Below are 17,056 nucleotides of genomic sequence, written 5' to 3' on the forward strand. Positions count from 1 at the left end.
GACTGAAGGTGACATACCTGGTCCACTGCCAGCAGTAGTGGATGAGCTCGCTGTTAACGCTCTTGCCCCCCGGTCCCCAGATACGGAAGTGATACGGTGCGCTCTCGCAGACGTTGGGTCCACCGGGGCGTTTCGTTGCCCGGGCGTAGACCACGTTGGCCACAGTACGGAACGCCTCGATACAGGTGTAGAGACTGCAGCCACTCTCCGAGGCAACGACGGCCGACCCCGCCACGCTGCCCGTCGTTACCGCTGCTGCGCCCGAAGGCGCTGCGGCGGTCAGTCCTGCGACGAGCGTGGCTCCGGCCATTGCTGTGAGCAACTTGTTCCGGATCAAAGTAGAACTCCTTTCTCTTACCAAGAGACGATCGATCACGAGGAGGAACAAAACCAGGCCAGCAACCGGGCATTGACCGGACATAAACGTCCAGCTTGGCCACGCCCGCACGTCGGAGAACAGGCGCTACTCCCGTCGTAGCGCTGCAATCTGGGGAGGGGCGGTGCCGTTCGACATCCGCCTCGTCGCTTACGCCCCCAACGGCGCACGACTCGGCATCCTCCCGCACCCCCTGGACATCCAGGTCGCCTGGCCTCTCAACGACGTGCCGAGCTTGAAGTTCGCCTACAGCGCGCACGCAGTCGGAGCCGAACTCGTCGCCGCACCGTGCGAAATAGGCGTCAAGTGGTCAGCGGACGGCAACGTCTGGACAGAGAAGGGCGACGGCCGGTTCCTCCGCGCCCGCCGCGAAGGCGACCAGCTCGACCTGTCCGGCGTGTGGCGCTTCGACTGCCCCAGCTACCTGTGGGTGCTGAAGAAGGCCGTCACGTACGCGCACGCCTCCATCGCCCCCGTCAACGGCCAGCGCATGTACGGCTCGCCGACCCCCAACGCCACCGCCGGGTTCATCATGAACTCGCTGCCGACCGAAGCGCAGGCGCGCGGCGCACTGTCGGGGTTCGCGTGGACGTTCACCGGGTCGCTGGACTCGGCGTCGCTGACGTGGAACCAGACGTTCGGCCTGGGCATCCCGCTCGGCACCGACGTGCTCGCGGTCCTGCTCACGCTCGTGGACGCCGGGCTCATCGACATCCGCATGACCAGCCCTCGCATTCTGTCAGCGTGGCGGCCCAGCACCGCGATCTTCCGCGACCTCACCACCGGAGCCACCCCGGTGGCGCTCGCCGGCGGCAGGGACATCCGCGCCGCGCCCGACGTCGGCACGCTGGAGGACATGGCCAGCGCGGCGTACGTCGTCGGCGACAGCTCATTCCGCGTCGAGCGGGTCAACGTCGGTACGCCGCTGCCGTGGGGGCGGTGGGAGGTCGGCGTCCGCCAGGTTGGCGTGACCGAGGCGACGCCGCGAACCTCGTCGGCGACTCGCTGCTCGTGCGCGGCGCGGTCGAGCGGGTACAGCGCACCCGCGAGCTGCTGTTCGCGAACAACACGCGCTGGCTTCCCTTGCGGGACTACGTGCCCGGCGACCGCATCTACGCGCCCGGCGAGGCGGGGCAGCGTGTCGCGCTGCGGGTACGGCAGATCACGCTCACCCGCACCGACCGCGGGGTCGTCGGCGGGAACCTCGTCCTCGATGACCGGCTCGCCGACCAGGAGATCCGGCTGCGACGACGGATCGCTGGCATGTCGATCAGACCCTAGGCGCCCAGATGCGATCAGAATTTCGTGGTCTCATCAACCCGGGTCTCTTTCCGTATTTCGTCCACTGTGACTCCCCGTACATGCCTCAGGTCCGCGCCGCGCAGGTCCGCGCCAACCAGGTACGTGCCGCCCAGGTCCACGCCGGCCAGGTCGGCGCCGCGCAGGTCCGCGTAGGCAAGGTCCACGTCAACCAGGTTCGTGCCGCGCAGCTTCGCGCCAGCCAGGTTCGCGCCCGTCAGGTCCGCGTTAAGCAGCTTCGCGCCCGTCAGATTCGCACCGTTCAAGTTCGCGCTGCGCAGGTCCGCGGCAGCAAGGTCCGTGTCATAAAGGTCCGCGCCGGCCAGATTCAATTGGCGCAGGTCCGCCCTAGCAATACGGGACTGGACCAGGTTGGGTCCACGCGTATCTAGGGTGACGTCTCGACGGCCGATGACGGTCAATGCGGCTTGCGCGTCAGTGGCGAGTGCCCCCGGCACACGGACGCCGGGCTTGAGCTTGTGGTCGTGCTCGCGAACGAACGCGGCCAGCACCTCGTACACGGTCTGGTGGTCGCGCGGGGAGTCTTTCGCGAGCCGTTCCAGGGCGTAGATGCCGCCCAGGCGAACGTCCATCTTGGTGGAGCCGAGTTGTTCCACGGCCTTGATGTACCGGTCGGTGATCTGCCCCTGCTCGGCGGTCCGCTGGGCCTGGCGGGAGGCGTCGAGGGACTGCGCGGTGTACCACAAGCCCTGCGCGGTGAAGACGACACCGCCGATGACGACCAGCCCGGTGGCGGCCTGGATCAGGGTGTGGCGGGCAGCGTTGACGGCCTCCACACGTTCTGTGGCGGTCATCTGCTGGCGCTCGGCCTGAGTTAAGGGGTGCTGTTCTCCGGCCAGGCGGCGAGCGGCTGGCCCGATGAGTGCGGCAATGCCGAGTGTGGAGATCCCGGCCAGGGCGGTACCGGCCAGGATCCAGCGGCCCCAGTCCGGGATGCCCTCGATGGTCGCTGCCACTCCGGCCCCCACGATCCCCGCCAGCAGAGGTAAGAGCCAGAGCAATCGCCGTAACCATCGTCGTCTCGCCTGAGCTGGCACCGGTGCTGGGGATGGCGGGATCAGAGTTGCGGCATTGGCCATGCGACGGGCTTTGGCCGTGGTCGCGGCGGCGATGATCTGCCGGGCTGAGGGCGTCGGCTCGCGGGCTCGCATGGCTCTATTGGATCACGCCGACGATCACAACCGTTCCTGGAGGACTCGTGCAGGTCATCATCCCCGGCACGCCCGAGCCGTACGCGTTGCGCCTGGTCGCGCACGCCCCCAACGACGCCAGGTTGGGGACGCTGCCGCATCACCTCGGGTTCGAGGCTGGCCTGCCGCTCAACGACGTTCCCAGCCTGAAGGTCACGTATCCGGCGGCTGGGGCGGGCGCGGACTGACAGCCGTCTGGCTACCCGGCCGGGATCGTGCGCAGGGCGCCGACACGACCTTCACCTACCTGATCCGCGCCAACGCGCCGTCGGCGATCACCTCCAGGAAGCTGCTGCCGACCGGCACCAACAAGTACCTGACCTCGGTGACCCTTTTCGACGGCCTGCTCCGCGAGCGGCAGAACCAGACCCAGGCGGTCGGCGGCGGGCGGCTGATCACCGACACCGTTCGCGACTCCCGGGGCCTGGTCGCCTGGACCTCGGCTCCGTACTACCACGACGGCAGCGCGCCGGTCACCACGCTGGTCACTCCGACGACGGCGATCCCGTCGGTGACCGAGAACCATTACGACGGGTCCGGGCGGATCATGGAGACCGTGCTCAAGGCCAACGGCGTCCCCCGATGGAAAACTGTCACCACCCACGGCGGCGACCGCACCACCGTGGTGCCCCCGGCCGGGGGCACCAAGACCGAAAGCCTCCTCGACGCCCGTGGGCGCACAACACAACTGCGGCAGTACCGGACGGGAACGGCCTTCGACGCCACCGACTACACCTACACCGACGGCGGCGCCCTCGCCTCCGTGACCGACGCCGCCGGCAACGTCTGGCGCTACACCTACGACCAGCGCGGCCGGAAGATCAAGACCGCGGACCCGGACAAGGGCGTCTCCGAGTCCACCTACGACGCCGCTGGTCAGCTCGTCACCGTCACGGACGCCAGGAAAATCACCCTCGCGTACACCTATGACGCGCTGGGCCGCAAAACCTCCCTGCGTGACGCGGCCGGCAACCCACTCGCGGAATGGATCTACGACACCGCCGCCAACGGCGTGGGCAAACCGGCCAAATCCATCCGCCACGACGGGGCCAACCTCTATATCTCCGAGGTCACCGCCTACGACCCGGGCGGTCGCCCCACCGACACGAAGATCACAATCCCGGCGGCCGAGGGGGCGCTGGCCGGGTCGTACGCCTTCAGAACCACCTACAACCAGGACGGCCAAATCGACTCCACCACCTCACCCGCCGCCGGCGGCTTGCCCGCCGAGACGCTCACCTTCGGCTACAACGCCGTCGGCGCGCCGACCTACCTGAGCGCCGGATCGCAAATCTACGTCAACGACGTGATCTACAATCAGCGTGGTCAGGCGATCCAGCGCATCCTCGGCCAGGACGGCAAGCGCGTCTGGCAGACCAGCACCATCGATGAGCCGACCGGCCGCACCACGAACTTCTCGGTGGTCCCAGAATTCAAGAGCGAAGTCGTCGACTTCGGCTACGCCCACGACGACGCCGGCAACGTGACCCGCATCGCGGACACCCCCAACGGCGGCCAGCCCGCCGACTACCAGTGCTACACCACTGACTACCTCCGCCGCCTCGTCGAAGCCTGGACACCGTCCACCGGTGACTGCGCCGCCGCGCGATCGCTGACCGGTCTGGGTGGCCCGGCGAGCTACTGGCACTCTTACAGCTACAGCCTCACCGGCGGGCGCGACGTCGAGACCTGGCATGCCGCCACGAACACGGTCCGGGACTACGCGCAGCCTCCCCAGGGCGGCGCCGCCGGCAGCAAACCGCACGCCGTCACCCGTATCGACAAGTCCGGCGCGGCGACCGGCTCGGACACCTTCGCCTACGATGCGGCGGGGAACACCACCAGTCGCACGGTCGGCGGCGTCACCACCACCCTGGCATGGGACAAGGAAGGCCATCTCGCGAGCTCCACCCAGGGCGGCCTGACCACCACCAACCTCTACGACGTCGACGGCACCCGGATGCTGCGCCGCGACCCCGGCGGCGCCACCCTCTATCTGCCCGGCGGTCTCGAATTACGCCGGACCGGCAGCACGGTGACCGGCACCCGCCACTACTCCCATCTGGGTACGGCCATCGCGGTCCGCACCCCGAGCGCCCTGTCATGGACCGCCCAAGACCACCACAACACTACCGAGGCCCTCATCAAGGCCACCGACCTGAGCGTTTCCCGCCGCCGTACCCTTCCCTTCGGCGGAGTTCGCGGTACGGCTCCCGCCGCGTGGGCCGGCGACAAGGGCTTCGTCGACGGGACGAACGATCCGAACGGCCTCACCCACATCGGGGCGCGCGAATACGACCCCGCGCTCGGTGCCTTCATCAGCGTCGATCCCATCATCGACGTCAACGATCCCCAGCAGATGCATGGCTACGCGTACAGCAACAACAACCCCGTCACCATGACCGATCCGACCGGTCTGCGAGCGTGCGCCGACGACGTGTGCGGGTCCGGCGGTGCCGCCCCGGTGCCGGTCACGCAGGGTTCGGCGGACCGGTACGCCGACAAGGCGGGCCTGAACTGGTGAGACTCCGCATGTGCGCGCAAGCGGATAGAGACGTCCCGGGCCGCGGACGCCCAGCGGCACCAGCAGTACACCCGGTACTTCGACGCCTGCTCACCGTCCGGGCTGGTCTCTGGCTGCTACCCGCCTTATGAGGGGGTCGAGCACACCGGCCAATGGAGCGAAGTCGGGGTCGACCAGGGCATCGCGATCAATCCGATCTCCATCACGGAGAACACCACCGCAATCGCGATAAACACGAATGTCAGCGAGGCGACCGCGAAGTCGGTGCGGAACTCCATCGAGCTTCGCGGCAAGCTCGAGAAGTTCGACATCGCGTATGTCCGTACGTGGGGCGAGGACACGACGACAACCGAAGGGGTTGCGGCCATCCAGACCGAAGAGGTGGAACCCGGCGCGAGGGTCGCCTATCTGGCCCCCGTGATCGCGGTTCGCTGGGTGCAGACCGACTACTACGCTCGCACCTATGACCCCAACAACGGAAACTACAAACGCGGCGAGTTCGTGAATTCGTCGTTCCGGATGGAGGTCAGCGTCATCCGCTACCGCCCGGTGCAGGCCAACCAGCAACCGCTGGGGGACGATCGGGACATCATCTCGAGGACCAGCGGCCCGCAGTGGTAGATCCGCTCGCCTAGCGCGGATTTCCGCAGCCGCGCCTCGTCCCCGACCACCGGGCCGAGGCAAGCGGACCCTCCTCCGGACCGGTCAGCTCGACTACGGGTCCGGTCGAGTCCCTGGCGGCGCACCCTCACGTGAAACCGCCCAGCTCTCGCTGGGCGGTTTCGCTACAGGCGGCGCGCTCTCTCGGCAGGGAAATTGTGGTGTCGTTCCGGCACATGCGCGAGTTGGCCTTGGCGCAGGGTGAGGATGAGCTGGCTGCTGCGCTCATCCCGCTGGCGGTGGATGGCACGATCGTGGCGGCGTCGATGACGCTGCTGCGGGCCAGCCGCTATGGGGCGCGTGGGGGTGTGCTGCCCTGGGGTTTGTTGATCATCAGTAGCCTCGCCAGCATCGGAGCCAACGTGGTGGTGGCGGAGCCGACAGGTATCGCCCGCATGCCGGAGAAGTCGCGGTCACAACATCCGCAGGGAGAGCAGGAACCCTTGGGTCCTGACTAGCTAAATTTGGCTAGTGGGGGAGGCGGCGGTATTCTTCTTGATCGAGCTAGGCAAATTTGGCTAGCGCAGGCCGAGAGGAGCTCGATGAAGTCCGTACGGCTGCTGGTGCTGGGAGCGCTGCGCAGACGCGGACGCGCACACGGCTACCAGGTCCGCGTTGATCTGGAGTCGTGGGGCGCGCACGAGTGGTCCACCGCCACGTCGGGCTCGGTGTACCACGCGCTCAAGAGCATGGCCGCCCAGGGCCTGCTGGTGACGCACGAGACAGTCCCCTCCGAAGCCGGGGGCCCGCCGCGGATCGAGTACGAGCTGACCGACAAAGGCGAACAGGAATACTTCACCCTCCTCAGCCGCGCCCTCGCCGACCGCGAGCCGAGCCTGGACGTACTGGGCGCCGCCGTCGGCCTGATCGAGGACCTTCCCCGGGAGCGTGCCCTGCAGATGCTGCGCGAGCGAGCCCGCGCGATGCACGAGTGGCGTACAAGCATCACCTCGCACCTGCCCGCGGACACCGATCTGGACGCCTGGGGGCCGGTAGGCGAGGTCCTGTCCCTGTGGCTGACCACCGCCGACACCGGCGCCCAATGGACCCACCGGCTGATCCGCCGCCTGGAAGAGGGCGCGTTCACCATGGCCGGCGAGGCACCCGCAGCCGCGCAGCAAGCCGAATAGCAGTCCCGCCCTACCGCGTCCGGGACCCGCCGACCACAGCAGTACCCGTCATCGGAACGGAGACACCCATGGCCCACGAGATCGCTATACCGCTGCTTCCCTGCCGGGACATCGACGAGATCGTCGAGTTCTACACCATGCTGGGCTTCACCCGGACCTACTACCAGGTCCGCCCGAACCCGTACGTGTCGCTCAAACGCGAAGACCTCCAGCTCGGCTTCTTTGGCATGCCGGAGGGCTTCAAGCCCGAGGACTCCTACGGGACCTGCGTGGTCATCGTGCCCGACACCGCAGAGCTCTTCGAGGCGTTCGCCGCCGGCATGCGCCAGGCCCACGGCAAACTCCTGGTCTCCGGGATCCCCCGGATGACCCGGCCCCGCAAGCGCAAGAACGCCGAGAACCATTCCGGATTCGCCGTCATCGACCCCGGCGGGAACTGGATCAGGATCACGGCCGCCAAACCCGTGCCTGAGGAGAAGGAGGCGGTCTCCGGCAAGCTCACCACGACTTTGCACAGGGCGGTCGTGATGGGCGACTCCCACGGCAAGCACGTACGGGCGGCCCAGATCCTGGACACGGCCCTTGAGCGGGACAAGGACACCGCGACGGCGGCCGAGCTGCTCGAAGCGCTGGCCTACCGCGCCGAACTCGCACTCCGCGCCGAGGACCCCGTCGCCGCCGGCGACGCCCTCGCCCGGGCCCGCGCGCTCACCCTCTCCGAAGCCGAGCGCGACAAGCTTGCCGAGACCCTGGCCGCACTCGACGACATGGAGGCCGTTCTCCGGCCCGCACAGCAGGCCTGACCCACACCCGGCACCGGACCGCCACGGGCAAGAGGCAGGACCCCGGCGCTGATCACAACCGTGATCTGTGCCTGGACAACATGCCATGACGCGCACAAGCTCGGGAAGATCGACAAGGACCACCCGCTGGTGGCCGCCCTGCCGCCGCACGGCGCCGGGAGTTCTCGCGCCGAAGTTGACCAGAACCAAGTCCTTCGCCTTGCGCGGCCCATCGGCGGACAACCGCCCGAGCATCAGTGTGATCTTTCGTCTGGCAGGCTGGGGCCAGTCCACCGGCACGCGGAGCACTTCATGCCGAGACCGCCATCGGCACCCGGGCACGGGCTCCAGTCGAGGGCGCCGTGAGTTGACGCGAGGGCCTGCTGGGGCGCCAGCGTGGCGAGCAGGCAGAGAGCCATGACCGGCATCGCCGTACGACGTTATGCCGGGGGCGGACTCATCGGCGAGGGCGGGGTCGCACGTCGACTCGCGTCATGAGGTCTGCGGATTGGTGTAGACGCGGCGGGGAGCGATGAGGACGGCGGCTCGTCGCTCTTCGGCCATGACCCGGTCGTAGGTGTCGTAGTCGTCGTGCGTGCCACCGGCGGCTTTGAAGATGTCCCGTAGCAACAGCCGCAGTGCTTCGCTGTTGACGTCGGGGTGCGGGTCGTCGGGGCCGATGATCTCGGCGTCTCCCTCGACGGTTACCCATCGCCAGCCGGCGCGGGCGACGATCGTGGCGCGGGGGTCGGCACGCAGATGGTGCAGCTTGCGGGAGCCGCCGGTGGCGACGAGCCCGACGACCGGCTCTCCCCGGAGTGGATGTTCCAGCACTCCGGCGTTGACCACAGAGGACTGGACACTGCCATCGCGGCGCAGCGTGTTGAGCACGCACAAGCCGTGATCGAGAGGTGTCAGTTCGGCGAAGGCGGTTAGATCGGTCACGCTGGGGTCAGCCTTTCTCTCCAATGTGTCTTCCGGTCGGGTCTGTTGATGTTGCCAGCGTGTCGATCCATCGTTTGAGCCGTCGTGCCTGGCGGGCCATCAGTTCAGGTTGTCCGAGCGCGTTGCTGAGCACGGCGCTGCCCTGGTAGGAGGCAACCAGTTCGACTGCCAGGTCATGCGCGTCGCGTCGTCCCATGGCACGGAACTGCTGCTCGGCCCAGTCGAGCGGGATCCGCATCAGCAGGGCGGCGAGTGGATCTGGTCCTTCGGCTCGTTTGGCCAGCTCCGAGCCCAGCGTCCCGTACCGGCAGCCATAGTGGGCGATCGACTCCCGCCGCTCGGCGAGCACACCCACGAGCGCCTTCAGGCGGGCCTTGGGGCTGCGATGCCGGCCCTCCAGCTCGGTGAGGGCTGAGGTGAGCTGGTGTGCGTGCGTGTCCACGATGGCGGCGACGATGTCGTCTTTCGTCTTGAAGTAGTAGTACAGGTTGCCTACCAGCATGTCCGCAGCCTGGGCGATGTCCGCCAGCGTGGTATGCGCCACGCCTTGGCGATGCACCAGCTCGCACGCTGCGGCAACCAGCCGCTCGCGCTTGCCCGGCTGCGGGACCGAGGCTGCCTCGCCAAGTGTCGTTGAGTCAGTCACCACACTCCCAGCATAGACACCACGTAACCGGGCGCGTAGGTTGGTTAACCAACCAAATCCGGCAACCCAAGGGATCGACCTGCGTGGCGTCGGACGGGATCTACCGCCTGGCCGCGGAGCCGACCGACGTGACATACAGGGAGAAGGCCGCGGCTGGTTTGCCGGCGATCTGGGCGAACCCTGTGGATTGTGACACCAATCGGGTGCTGGTCTACTTCCACGGCGGCGGAATCGTCAGCGGCTCGAAGACAGCCACCGGAAAGTCGCCGCGCATCTTGCCAAGGCAGCCGGCTGTCGCGCTCTGATCCCGGACTACCGATTGGCTCCCGAGCAGTCGCCGATCAACTCGGCCCGATCTCGTGGGGGTCGCGCGCTTGGTCGTGGCTAACTGTCGGGACCCAACACTGCGGCTCAGGCGACATCCGGCGCGTTCGGGTGCCTATGGCACAGTTTCACTGTGCCGTTTGACGATCTGCCGGACTGGCTACCGGCGTGGTGCCTGGACCATCTCGGGGACCAACCCGCCGACGTGCTGTTCCGACAACAATCGATGTCGACGGTGTTCGGTCTCCGGTTGGCCGGCGGTACGGACGTCGTGGTCAAGGCCCGCGACGACGACGGCCGGGCGGGGTCATGTGTTACAGCACAGGCCCGGCTGGCCGAGAACGGGTTCCCTTGCGCCCGCCCACTCACGCCGGTCGTCGGTGTCGGTCCCCTGGCCGTGCACGCGGAGGAATTCCGCCCTGGAGGAGAGGTGTTGCGCGGAGACGCGCCGGACATCGCTGTGCGCTACGCAGAGGTCTTCACCCGGCTGATGACCGCACTGATGGACCTCGCCGTCACGCCGCCGCTGCCGAATCCGCGCTGGGTGCGGTGGGATCACACGGATCCCGGGCTGTGGCCGTCGATCGAGTCACTCGACGAAAAGGACCAGAGTCTCGTACCCACCTACGTCGTGGACACAGCCGACAGGGCCCGTCGGCGACTGCTGGCCGCTGACCTGCCCTGCGTGCTGGGCCACGCCGACTTCGAGGCACATAACCTCCGGTGGCACGACCAACAGGTGTGGACGGTGCACGACTGGGACAGCCTGGCATGGCAACCGGAAGCTGCCCTGGTGGGGGCCGCGAGTGCAGTCTTCCCCAAGATGGGACCGGCCACCCTGCCGCCGATCGAAAGTACCGAGGCGTTCCTGGCCGCCTATCAGGACTCTCGGGCCCGCTTGTTCACCGCCGAAGAGCAGCAGATCGCGTGGGCGGCTAGCCTGTGGCCGGCAGCCCACGACATCCGATGGGAAGCACTCCACGGCTACACCGCAGTCTCCGGCAAAGCGTTCTGGACACAAGCAGCCGAACGTCTCCGCCGAGCGAACGCCTGAAACCATCACCCAACCCTGCGCCACCGCCCGGGCTACCGGTGTTTGCGATTTACCGTGCCTGCGGAACGGTGTCGTTACGCAGGCCGGGACCGCCGCGCAGCGCCCGGACGGGTCCGCGCCGCGCTCCGCCAGACGATCTGGGAGGCAGCGCATGCCCTGGCGCAGGTCGCCGCCTGCCCGTCGCCGGTGGCACCATCAGCTGCGCTGCTGGTCCGCCGTCCCGCAGAACACCTTGACGGCCATGCCCATAACCTCCTCGGTGGACGGGTTGCGGGTCGAGGGGTTGATCGACAGGGTCATCGACTTGCCGGAGTCCGAGCGGAACGCGAACGTCAGATAGCCGATCAGCTCCCCGCTGTGCCCCCACACGGTCCCGCACGGCAGCCTGTAGGCCTGCAGCCCTAGCCCGTAGCCGAACCCGGCCCCCGTCTCGACCGTCGTACGCATCGCCTGCAATGACTTCTTGCTGATCAGCTTGCCGCCGAGCAGCGCCGACATGAACCGCTCCAGGTCGGCCGTCGTTGAGATCATTTCGCCCGCGGCCCAGTCCAGCGAGGGGTTCATGCGCGTGGCGTCCACCAGCTCGGGCAGCGGCTCGTATCCCTTGGCGTGCGGGGACGGCAGCCCTGCCCGGTTGCCCGGCACCAGCGTGTGGCGCAGCTTCAGCGGGTGCAGGATGCGGCGCTCGACCTCCTCACCGTAGGGGTTGCCGGTCAGCTTCTCCACTAGCAGCCCGAGCACCACGTAGTTGGTGTTGGAGTAGTGCCATGTGCCGTCGTCGGGCAGCTTCTTGGTGAAGGCCACCTTGAGCAGCTCGCGCGGCTGGTAAGAGCGGAACCGGGCGTCGCCGCGCCAGCGGTTGGTCGAGTATCCGGGCTCGCTCATGTAGTCGTACAGGTGGCTGATGTGGTTGAGGAGCTGACGGACCGTGATCTGCTCGCCGCCCGGCACCAGGCCGGGTAGGTGCGCCTCGATGGGGTCGTCGAGCCGCACCTTGCCCTCGTCCACGAGTTGGAGCACCACGGTCGCGACGAAGGTCTTGGTGACGCTGCCGATCCGGAAGTAGCCGTGGGGCGAAGGCCGTCCCCCGCGCTCGATGTCGCGTACGCCCGCAGCGCCCGTCCAGGTGCGCTCGCCGTCGGAGACCCTCGCCAGAGCCGCCGTCGCTCCGCCGCCCGCCACGATCTTCTCCAGGTCGCCACGCACGTCCACGCCCTGACCGCCCGCCGCCACGGCCGCCGCTACCAGCACGTTCATCATCGTCTGCATCATGGGCTCAACGCTACGGAGATCGACTTCGCCGCAGAATGAGGTGCGCCACCGACCCCACCTGCGGAAAACCGCAGCAGCTCAGGAGCCGAGGTAGCGCAGCACCGCCAGGACGCGGCGGCTGTAGCCGGTGGTGTGCGACAGCGCGAGCTTGTCGAACAGGGCGTTGACGTGCTTTTCCACCGCGCTCTGCGACACGTGCAGGGATTGGGCTATCGAGGCGTTGGTCAGGCCCTGGGCCATGAGCTCCAGCACCTGGCGCTCGCGTGCGGTGAGCTGGGCCAGCGGGTCGGCGTGGCTGGTGCGCGCGAGCAACTGGCGCACCACCTCGGGGTCGAACGCCGTCCCGCCCGCGCCCACCCGCTCCAGCGCGTCCAGGAAGTCGCCGACCTGGGCCACCCGGTCCTTGAGCAGGTAGCCGACGCCGTCGATGCTGCCGCTCATCAGCTCGGTGGCGTACTTCTTCTCGACGTACTGCGACAGCACCAGCACCTTGACCTCCGGCCAGCGCCGCCGGATCTCCAGGGCGGCGCGCAGGCCCTCGTCGGTGTGGGTGGGCGGCATCCGTACGTCGACCACCACCGCGTCGGGTCTCTCGCCGGTCACCGCCTCCAGGAGCGCGTCGGCGTCGCCCACTGCGGCCAGGACGTCGTGGCCTTCCTCCTTCAGCAGCCGCACCAAGCCCTCCCGCAACAGGGCCGAGTCCTCGGCCAGCATCACGCGCACGGCAACCCCGCTTCGACCACGGTCGGCCCTCCGGACGGGCTGGTCAGGGTGAGCCGGCCGTCCAACGCGGCCACCCGCTGCGCCAGCCCGGTCAGCCCGCCGCCGGTGGCGTCGGCTCCGCCCGTTCCGTCATCTTCCACTCGCACGATCACCATGGTGCCTTCCTGACGTACCTCGATGGTGACCAGGGTGGCCCCCGAGTGTTTCGCGGCGTTCGTCACCGCCTCGCTGGCCACGAAGTAGGCGGCGGTCTCCACCGCCGCCGGAAGCCGCTCCGGCAACTCGCATGTCACCTTGACCGCGACCGAGGCCCGCTCGGCCACCCCGGCCAGCGCCTCCGCCAGCCCGTGCGCGTCCAGCCCCGACGGGTAGACTCGCCAGGCCACCTCACGCAGCTCCCCCAGCGTCTGCTGGGCCTGCTCGTGCAGCTGTTCGAGCAGCTCGGGACGGCCCCGGCGGGCGCGTCCTGCGAGCATGGACAGCGCCACCAGCCGCTGCTGCACCCCGTCGTGGAGGTCACGCTCGATGCGGCGCCGTTCGGCGTCGACGGCCGCGACAACTCCGGCGCGGCTCACGGTCAGCTCGTCGATCCGCCGCCGGAGCGCCTCAGTCGGATCGGGAGCGAGCAGCCGTACGGCCAGCCTCCGCTCCAGCGCCTCCACCCCCACCAGACCGCACACCTCCAAAAACAGCAGAACGGAGCCCGCCAGCAACGCGTAGGCCAGCAGCGGCGGGGTGGGCAGCATGCCGTCCATCGCTTCCCCGCGCCCCCACGACCACGCCAGCATGATCGCCGCGCCAAGGCCGACCACGAGCAGCAGCATCACCATGCCGCCCAGCAGGCCCACGAGCGTCCGGGCGGCCAGGTAACGCAGCTCGCCGTCCTCGTTTCTGCCGGGAAGGTCCAGGCGCAGCCGGCGCAGCTCGAGCCGGGTCAGCCAGCCGACCGCCGTCCGTACGGCGGGACGGTCGGCGAACGGCGCCGCCAGCAGGACGAACAGCAACCCCACGAGGGCGGTTACCGCGCCGGCCGCCACCGCCCCGACGAGCCTCAGTCCTCTAGCCGCCAAGCGCATGCCGCCCCTTGCGCCGATCAACCAGCCGCACGCCCACGAAGACCAGCACCGCCAGCGCCACCGTGGCGATGACCGTGTTGGTGCCCACGCCGACGTAGGCCTCCACCAGCGACCAGTTCTCGCCCAACGTCCAGCCTGCCAGCACGAAGACGGTGTTCCAGAGCAGGCTCCCGGCCGTGGTCAGGAGCGTGAAGACGCCCAGTGGCATGCGCTCCACCCCGGCGGGGACGGAGATGAGGCTGCGGAAGATTGGGATCATCCGCCCGAAGAACACCGTCTTGCGCCCGTGCTTGAGGAACCACGCCTCGGTCTTGGCGATGTCGGAGGCCTTCAGCAGCGGGATCCGGGCGGCGAGGGCCAGCGTGCGCTCGCGGCCGAGCAGTGCGCCCACCCAGTACAGCGCCAGCGCCCCGATCACCGAACCGGCGGTGGTCCACAGCAGTACGGCGAGCAGGTTCATCTCTCCCTGGGAGGCGGTGAAACCGGCCAGCGGCAGGATCACCTCGCTGGGCAGGGGCGGGAAGAGGTTCTCCAGCGCGATCGCGATGCCGGCTCCCGGCGCGCCGAGCATTTCCATCAGGTCAATCAGCCAATCCGTCATGCGTCTGAGGCTACGAATGATCAGGGTATGGCCACCATGAGGCAGATGGCCGTTCAAGGGTGCGGGAAACCACAGTTGCCGAGGCCCACCTGGCTGAGCCTCACCTTGGGCCGCCTTGTCTTGCGGGCACGGGCGATGAGGTCCGGGCTGTGGCCGAAGTCTGCCGGGGACACCCCGAGCGGGCACAGCGGCGGCGCGACATGCAGGCGCACCGACTTGGCAACTGCGGTGACGTTGGCGGGCAGGCGCTGTTGCAGGATCACCGTCGGGCCGGTAGATCTGGTGTCTGCTAGACCTACCGGCGGTGTGCGGGTATCAGAAGCTGATCGTGGGGCCGGCCTTCAGGGAGCTCCACTTCAGCCATTGTTTCCAGTTCTCCTGCCAGTGGCCCCAGCCGTTTGTGGGCTCGAGCTTGCGCGGCGAGCCGGTGATGATGATCGGGTCGCCGATCAATGTGTTCTTGATGAACCAGACGGCATTGTCGGGGCTGATGTTGACGCATCCGTGGCTGACGTTCGAGTTGCCCTGCGAGCCGACCGACCAGGGCGCGCTGTGCACGTACTCGCCGCTGTTGGAGATGCGCACGGTGTTGTAGACCGTCAGCTGGTAGTAGCCGGGCTGGCCGGGCCCGATCCCGGGCGAGGTCATGACGGTGACGGGCTCGCGCGACATCGCCAGGTGGATGCCCGAGGTCGTGTAGTACTTCCACTGCCCGCCCTGGCCGGCGCTCATCGGCATGGTGCGGACCTTCTTGCCGTCGCGGCGGACCGTGAGCACGTGCTCGTCGGTGCTCCCCTTGGTGATCTGCGATCGGCCGATCTTGAAGTTGAGCGTGACGTCACGTTTGCCGTACATGCCGGGCCCGCCGCGGACGCCCGCGAGCCGCGCCTCCACCCGCACCTTCGTATGCGCGGGCCAGTACTTCTGCGGCCGGAAGTCGACGTGCTGGTCGTCGAACCAGTGCCAGGCCCCCTCCACCGGCTTGGAGCTGCGGACGATGAGGTTGCGTTCGACCGATACCCGGTCGGTGACCGGCTTGTCGAAGGCGATCATGATGGGCATGCCGACGCCCACGGTCAACCCCGTGTCGTCCTTGTTCGGGGTGATCGTCTCGATGTCGAACGTCTCCTTGCCCTTGACCGTTGTGAACGTGCTGGTGCTCGTGCTCTGCTTGCCCGCGGCGTCCTCGGTGACGGCGGTGACCGTGTAGGCGGTGCCGGGGCGGGCGGTGCCGATGCTGCGCCAGCGGGTGCCGTCACCGCTCAGCACGCCCTTGAGGGAGGCGGACTTGCCGCCGTCCACCCGTACGCTCGTGAGCCTGCCCCCGTGGACGGCCACGACCATGGGCTGTTCGGTGGGCACATTGGATGTCTTGTCCTGCGGCGAGAACGACACGGAGGCCCCGCGGGCCCCTCCACCGGCCATGGCGACCCCGTCCCTGCCGCTCCCGGCAGGGACGTCCGAGCATGCCGTCAGCAGCGCCAAGGCCAGCAGGCCGGCCGATCCATACGGTATCCGCTCCACGAGCGACTCCCTTCGTCCGAGGGTGACCGCTTTGTCGCTTTTATTGCCCTTAGTGGTGAATGGTCACATTCGGGAGCTGGCAAAGATCGTCAAAAGTGGCTGTCCCGAGCGGGGTGCCGACTTCGAGGTGGCGCCATCAACGCGAGACCTGGAGAGCTCGGCACGCTTGCGGCGAACTTCTTCACCCGAGATGCGCCCCGTGAGCGGCTCCGGCGACGTGTGGATGTGGCCCATGTCGTCTGGCTCTCAGCCTGACCGGCGAATCGCGAGCCCGACTGACCAACCATCCGTGGCCGACCTCGCCCAGCGGTACCACATCTGCGGCCACCGGCCCCGTATGCGTGGCATCTCTTGGGAATACATGCGGATGCCAGCCCTCGAAGAGCGCCTGACCATGGTGTACGTCGAACCTATCGGCACCGCGAATGGCGCCTTCATCGCCGCTTACCACGCCATATACCGCGTTCACCCCGAAGCACGCCCACCACCCAGGGCTGCCCGGTGTACTGGCCGCGTTCGGGGAGATGCCCGGCATCTGCAACGACGAGCAGACCGGGACGATAGCCAAGGGCGTACTGACAGCGAGGTCCGAGATCTGATCTGGGCTGCCTTTCAGCACTTCGACAGGATGCCGACCAATCAAGGAGGTCACAGCACATGATCGATCCGAACTGGCGCACCAGCTCGTACACGAAGACCGACAACTGCGTCGAGGTGGCCGACAACGACCCCGCGGCCGTTTTGGTACGGGACTCCAAGAACAGGGGTGGAGCGGTCCTACGGTTCGAGCCGGAGCAGTGGGCCTACTTTCTGGAGGAGATCAAACGCTGAGCGCTTGGGATACGCAGGTCGCGGCCCACGGCCGTCGACGGCGTCCGGGAGGGTCGCAGCCAGGTCTTCGTCGTCTGT

At 68.1% G+C, this 17,056-nt stretch carries 19 protein-coding genes and 1 pseudogene; 11 read left to right on the forward strand and 9 right to left on the reverse strand.

Annotated elements, in window-relative coordinates; translation table 11 throughout:
* The first annotated feature begins 500 nt into the window (after positions 1-500).
* Entirely contained in the window at positions 501-1,727 is a 1,227-nt protein-coding gene (locus OHA25_RS16600; RefSeq protein WP_327588466.1) for a hypothetical protein, read from the forward strand.
* Here the strand turns inward: OHA25_RS16600 and OHA25_RS16605 are convergent.
* Entirely contained in the window at positions 1,672-2,652 is a 981-nt protein-coding gene (locus OHA25_RS16605; protein ID WP_327588467.1) for a pentapeptide repeat-containing protein, read from the reverse strand. The genes OHA25_RS16600 and OHA25_RS16605 overlap by 56 nt on opposite strands.
* A 242-nt stretch (positions 2,653-2,894) precedes the next feature.
* Here OHA25_RS16605 and OHA25_RS16610 point away from each other — a divergent pair, with 242 nt between their 5' ends.
* From OHA25_RS16610 to OHA25_RS16635, 6 genes are all read left to right on the forward strand, one after another.
* Positions 2,895-3,074, forward strand: coding sequence for a hypothetical protein (locus OHA25_RS16610; protein ID WP_327588468.1), 180 nt, complete (start codon positions 2,895-2,897; stop codon positions 3,072-3,074).
* Positions 3,075-3,211: 137 nt separating this feature from the next.
* The gene (locus OHA25_RS16615) at positions 3,212-5,410 is read left to right on the forward strand and encodes an RHS repeat-associated core domain-containing protein (protein WP_327588469.1); all 2,199 of its coding nucleotides are present in this window, start codon (positions 3,212-3,214) and stop codon (positions 5,408-5,410) included.
* A gap of 264 nt (positions 5,411-5,674) precedes the next feature.
* Positions 5,675-6,031, forward strand: a complete 357-nt coding sequence (locus tag OHA25_RS16620) for a hypothetical protein (RefSeq protein WP_327588470.1) — start codon at positions 5,675-5,677, stop codon at positions 6,029-6,031.
* 200 nt (positions 6,032-6,231) lie between these two features.
* The gene (locus OHA25_RS16625) at positions 6,232-6,528 is read left to right on the forward strand and encodes a DUF2637 domain-containing protein (RefSeq protein WP_327588471.1); all 297 of its coding nucleotides are present in this window, start codon (positions 6,232-6,234) and stop codon (positions 6,526-6,528) included.
* Positions 6,529-6,612: 84 nt separating this feature from the next.
* Entirely contained in the window at positions 6,613-7,200 is a 588-nt protein-coding gene (locus OHA25_RS16630; RefSeq protein WP_327588472.1) for a PadR family transcriptional regulator, read from the forward strand.
* Between the two features lie 68 nt (positions 7,201-7,268).
* The gene (locus OHA25_RS16635) at positions 7,269-8,003 is read left to right on the forward strand and encodes a VOC family protein (protein ID WP_327588473.1); all 735 of its coding nucleotides are present in this window, start codon (positions 7,269-7,271) and stop codon (positions 8,001-8,003) included.
* A 471-nt stretch (positions 8,004-8,474) separates the two neighbouring features.
* Here the strand turns inward: OHA25_RS16635 and OHA25_RS16640 are convergent, their stop codons facing one another.
* Together OHA25_RS16640 and OHA25_RS16645 are read right to left on the reverse strand one after the other, a co-directional pair.
* On the reverse strand, positions 8,475-8,927 hold the full coding sequence (locus OHA25_RS16640) for a TIGR03618 family F420-dependent PPOX class oxidoreductase (RefSeq protein ID WP_327588474.1): 453 nt from the start codon (positions 8,925-8,927) through the stop codon (positions 8,475-8,477).
* 7 nt (positions 8,928-8,934) lie between these two features.
* Positions 8,935-9,576, reverse strand: a complete 642-nt coding sequence (locus tag OHA25_RS16645; RefSeq protein ID WP_327588475.1) for a TetR/AcrR family transcriptional regulator — start codon at positions 9,574-9,576, stop codon at positions 8,935-8,937.
* A gap of 80 nt (positions 9,577-9,656) precedes the next feature.
* On the opposite strand from OHA25_RS16645, the gene OHA25_RS16650 reads away from it, so the two are divergent.
* From OHA25_RS16650 to OHA25_RS16655, 3 genes and pseudogenes are all read left to right on the forward strand, one after another.
* Positions 9,657-9,878, forward strand: coding sequence for a hypothetical protein (locus OHA25_RS16650; RefSeq protein WP_327588476.1), 222 nt, complete (start codon positions 9,657-9,659; stop codon positions 9,876-9,878).
* Positions 9,860-9,961, forward strand: a pseudogene (locus OHA25_RS61370) (hypothetical protein); the annotation flags it as partial. The gene OHA25_RS16650 and the pseudogene OHA25_RS61370, both read left to right, overlap by 19 nt.
* A 69-nt stretch (positions 9,962-10,030) precedes the next feature.
* On the forward strand, positions 10,031-10,951 hold the full coding sequence (locus OHA25_RS16655; RefSeq protein WP_327588477.1) for a hypothetical protein: 921 nt from the start codon (positions 10,031-10,033) through the stop codon (positions 10,949-10,951).
* Between the two features lie 195 nt (positions 10,952-11,146).
* On the opposite strand, the gene OHA25_RS16660 is transcribed toward OHA25_RS16655, so the two are convergent.
* The 6 genes from OHA25_RS16660 to OHA25_RS16685 all read right to left on the reverse strand — a co-directional run bounded on the left by OHA25_RS16660 (position 11,147) and on the right by OHA25_RS16685 (position 16,147).
* Positions 11,147-12,223 carry a serine hydrolase domain-containing protein gene (locus OHA25_RS16660; protein ID WP_327588478.1) on the reverse strand — a complete coding sequence of 359 codons (1,077 nt, stop codon included), beginning with the start codon at positions 12,221-12,223 and terminating at the stop codon, positions 11,147-11,149.
* A 78-nt stretch (positions 12,224-12,301) separates the two neighbouring features.
* Positions 12,302-12,946: a response regulator transcription factor gene (locus OHA25_RS16665; RefSeq protein ID WP_327588479.1), complete on the reverse strand. Its 645-nt coding sequence runs from the start codon at positions 12,944-12,946 to the stop codon at positions 12,302-12,304.
* Positions 12,937-14,022, reverse strand: a complete 1,086-nt coding sequence (locus tag OHA25_RS16670; protein ID WP_327588480.1) for a sensor histidine kinase — start codon at positions 14,020-14,022, stop codon at positions 12,937-12,939. Before OHA25_RS16670 ends, OHA25_RS16665 begins: the two co-directional genes overlap by 10 nt.
* Complete coding sequence (locus OHA25_RS16675; protein WP_327588481.1) at positions 14,006-14,623, reverse strand: DedA family protein; 618 nt, start codon at positions 14,621-14,623, stop codon at positions 14,006-14,008. Before OHA25_RS16675 ends, OHA25_RS16670 begins: the two co-directional genes overlap by 17 nt.
* A 53-nt stretch (positions 14,624-14,676) precedes the next feature.
* Positions 14,677-14,886: a hypothetical protein gene (locus tag OHA25_RS16680; RefSeq protein WP_327588482.1), complete on the reverse strand. Its 210-nt coding sequence runs from the start codon at positions 14,884-14,886 to the stop codon at positions 14,677-14,679.
* 52 nt (positions 14,887-14,938) lie between these two features.
* On the reverse strand, positions 14,939-16,147 hold the full coding sequence (locus OHA25_RS16685) for a L,D-transpeptidase (protein WP_327588483.1): 1,209 nt from the start codon (positions 16,145-16,147) through the stop codon (positions 14,939-14,941).
* 657 nt (positions 16,148-16,804) lie between these two features.
* Between OHA25_RS16685 and OHA25_RS16690 the strand changes: the two genes are divergently transcribed.
* Positions 16,805-16,978: a DUF397 domain-containing protein gene (locus OHA25_RS16690; RefSeq protein ID WP_327588484.1), complete on the forward strand. Its 174-nt coding sequence runs from the start codon at positions 16,805-16,807 to the stop codon at positions 16,976-16,978.
* Positions 16,979-17,056 lie beyond the last annotated feature (78 nt).

The organism is Nonomuraea sp. NBC_00507, assembly GCF_036013525.1.
Taxonomy (GTDB): domain Bacteria; phylum Actinomycetota; class Actinomycetes; order Streptosporangiales; family Streptosporangiaceae; genus Nonomuraea.

Bases quoted from the DNA above. Each gene is read 5' to 3' on its own strand.
- OHA25_RS16630 (WP_327588472.1), top strand. From the start codon at position 6,613: ATGAAGTCCGTACGGCTGCTGGTGCTGGGAGCGCTGCGCAGACGCGGA.
- OHA25_RS16635 (WP_327588473.1), top strand. From the start codon at position 7,269: ATGGCCCACGAGATCGCTATACCGCTGCTTCCCTGCCGGGACATCGAC.
- OHA25_RS16660 (WP_327588478.1), bottom strand. From the start codon at position 12,223: ATGATGCAGACGATGATGAACGTGCTGGTAGCGGCGGCCGTGGCGGCG.
- OHA25_RS16670 (WP_327588480.1), bottom strand. From the start codon at position 14,022: ATGCGCTTGGCGGCTAGAGGACTGAGGCTCGTCGGGGCGGTGGCGGCC.
- OHA25_RS16675 (WP_327588481.1), bottom strand. From the start codon at position 14,623: ATGACGGATTGGCTGATTGACCTGATGGAAATGCTCGGCGCGCCGGGA.
- OHA25_RS16690 (WP_327588484.1), top strand. From the start codon at position 16,805: ATGATCGATCCGAACTGGCGCACCAGCTCGTACACGAAGACCGACAAC.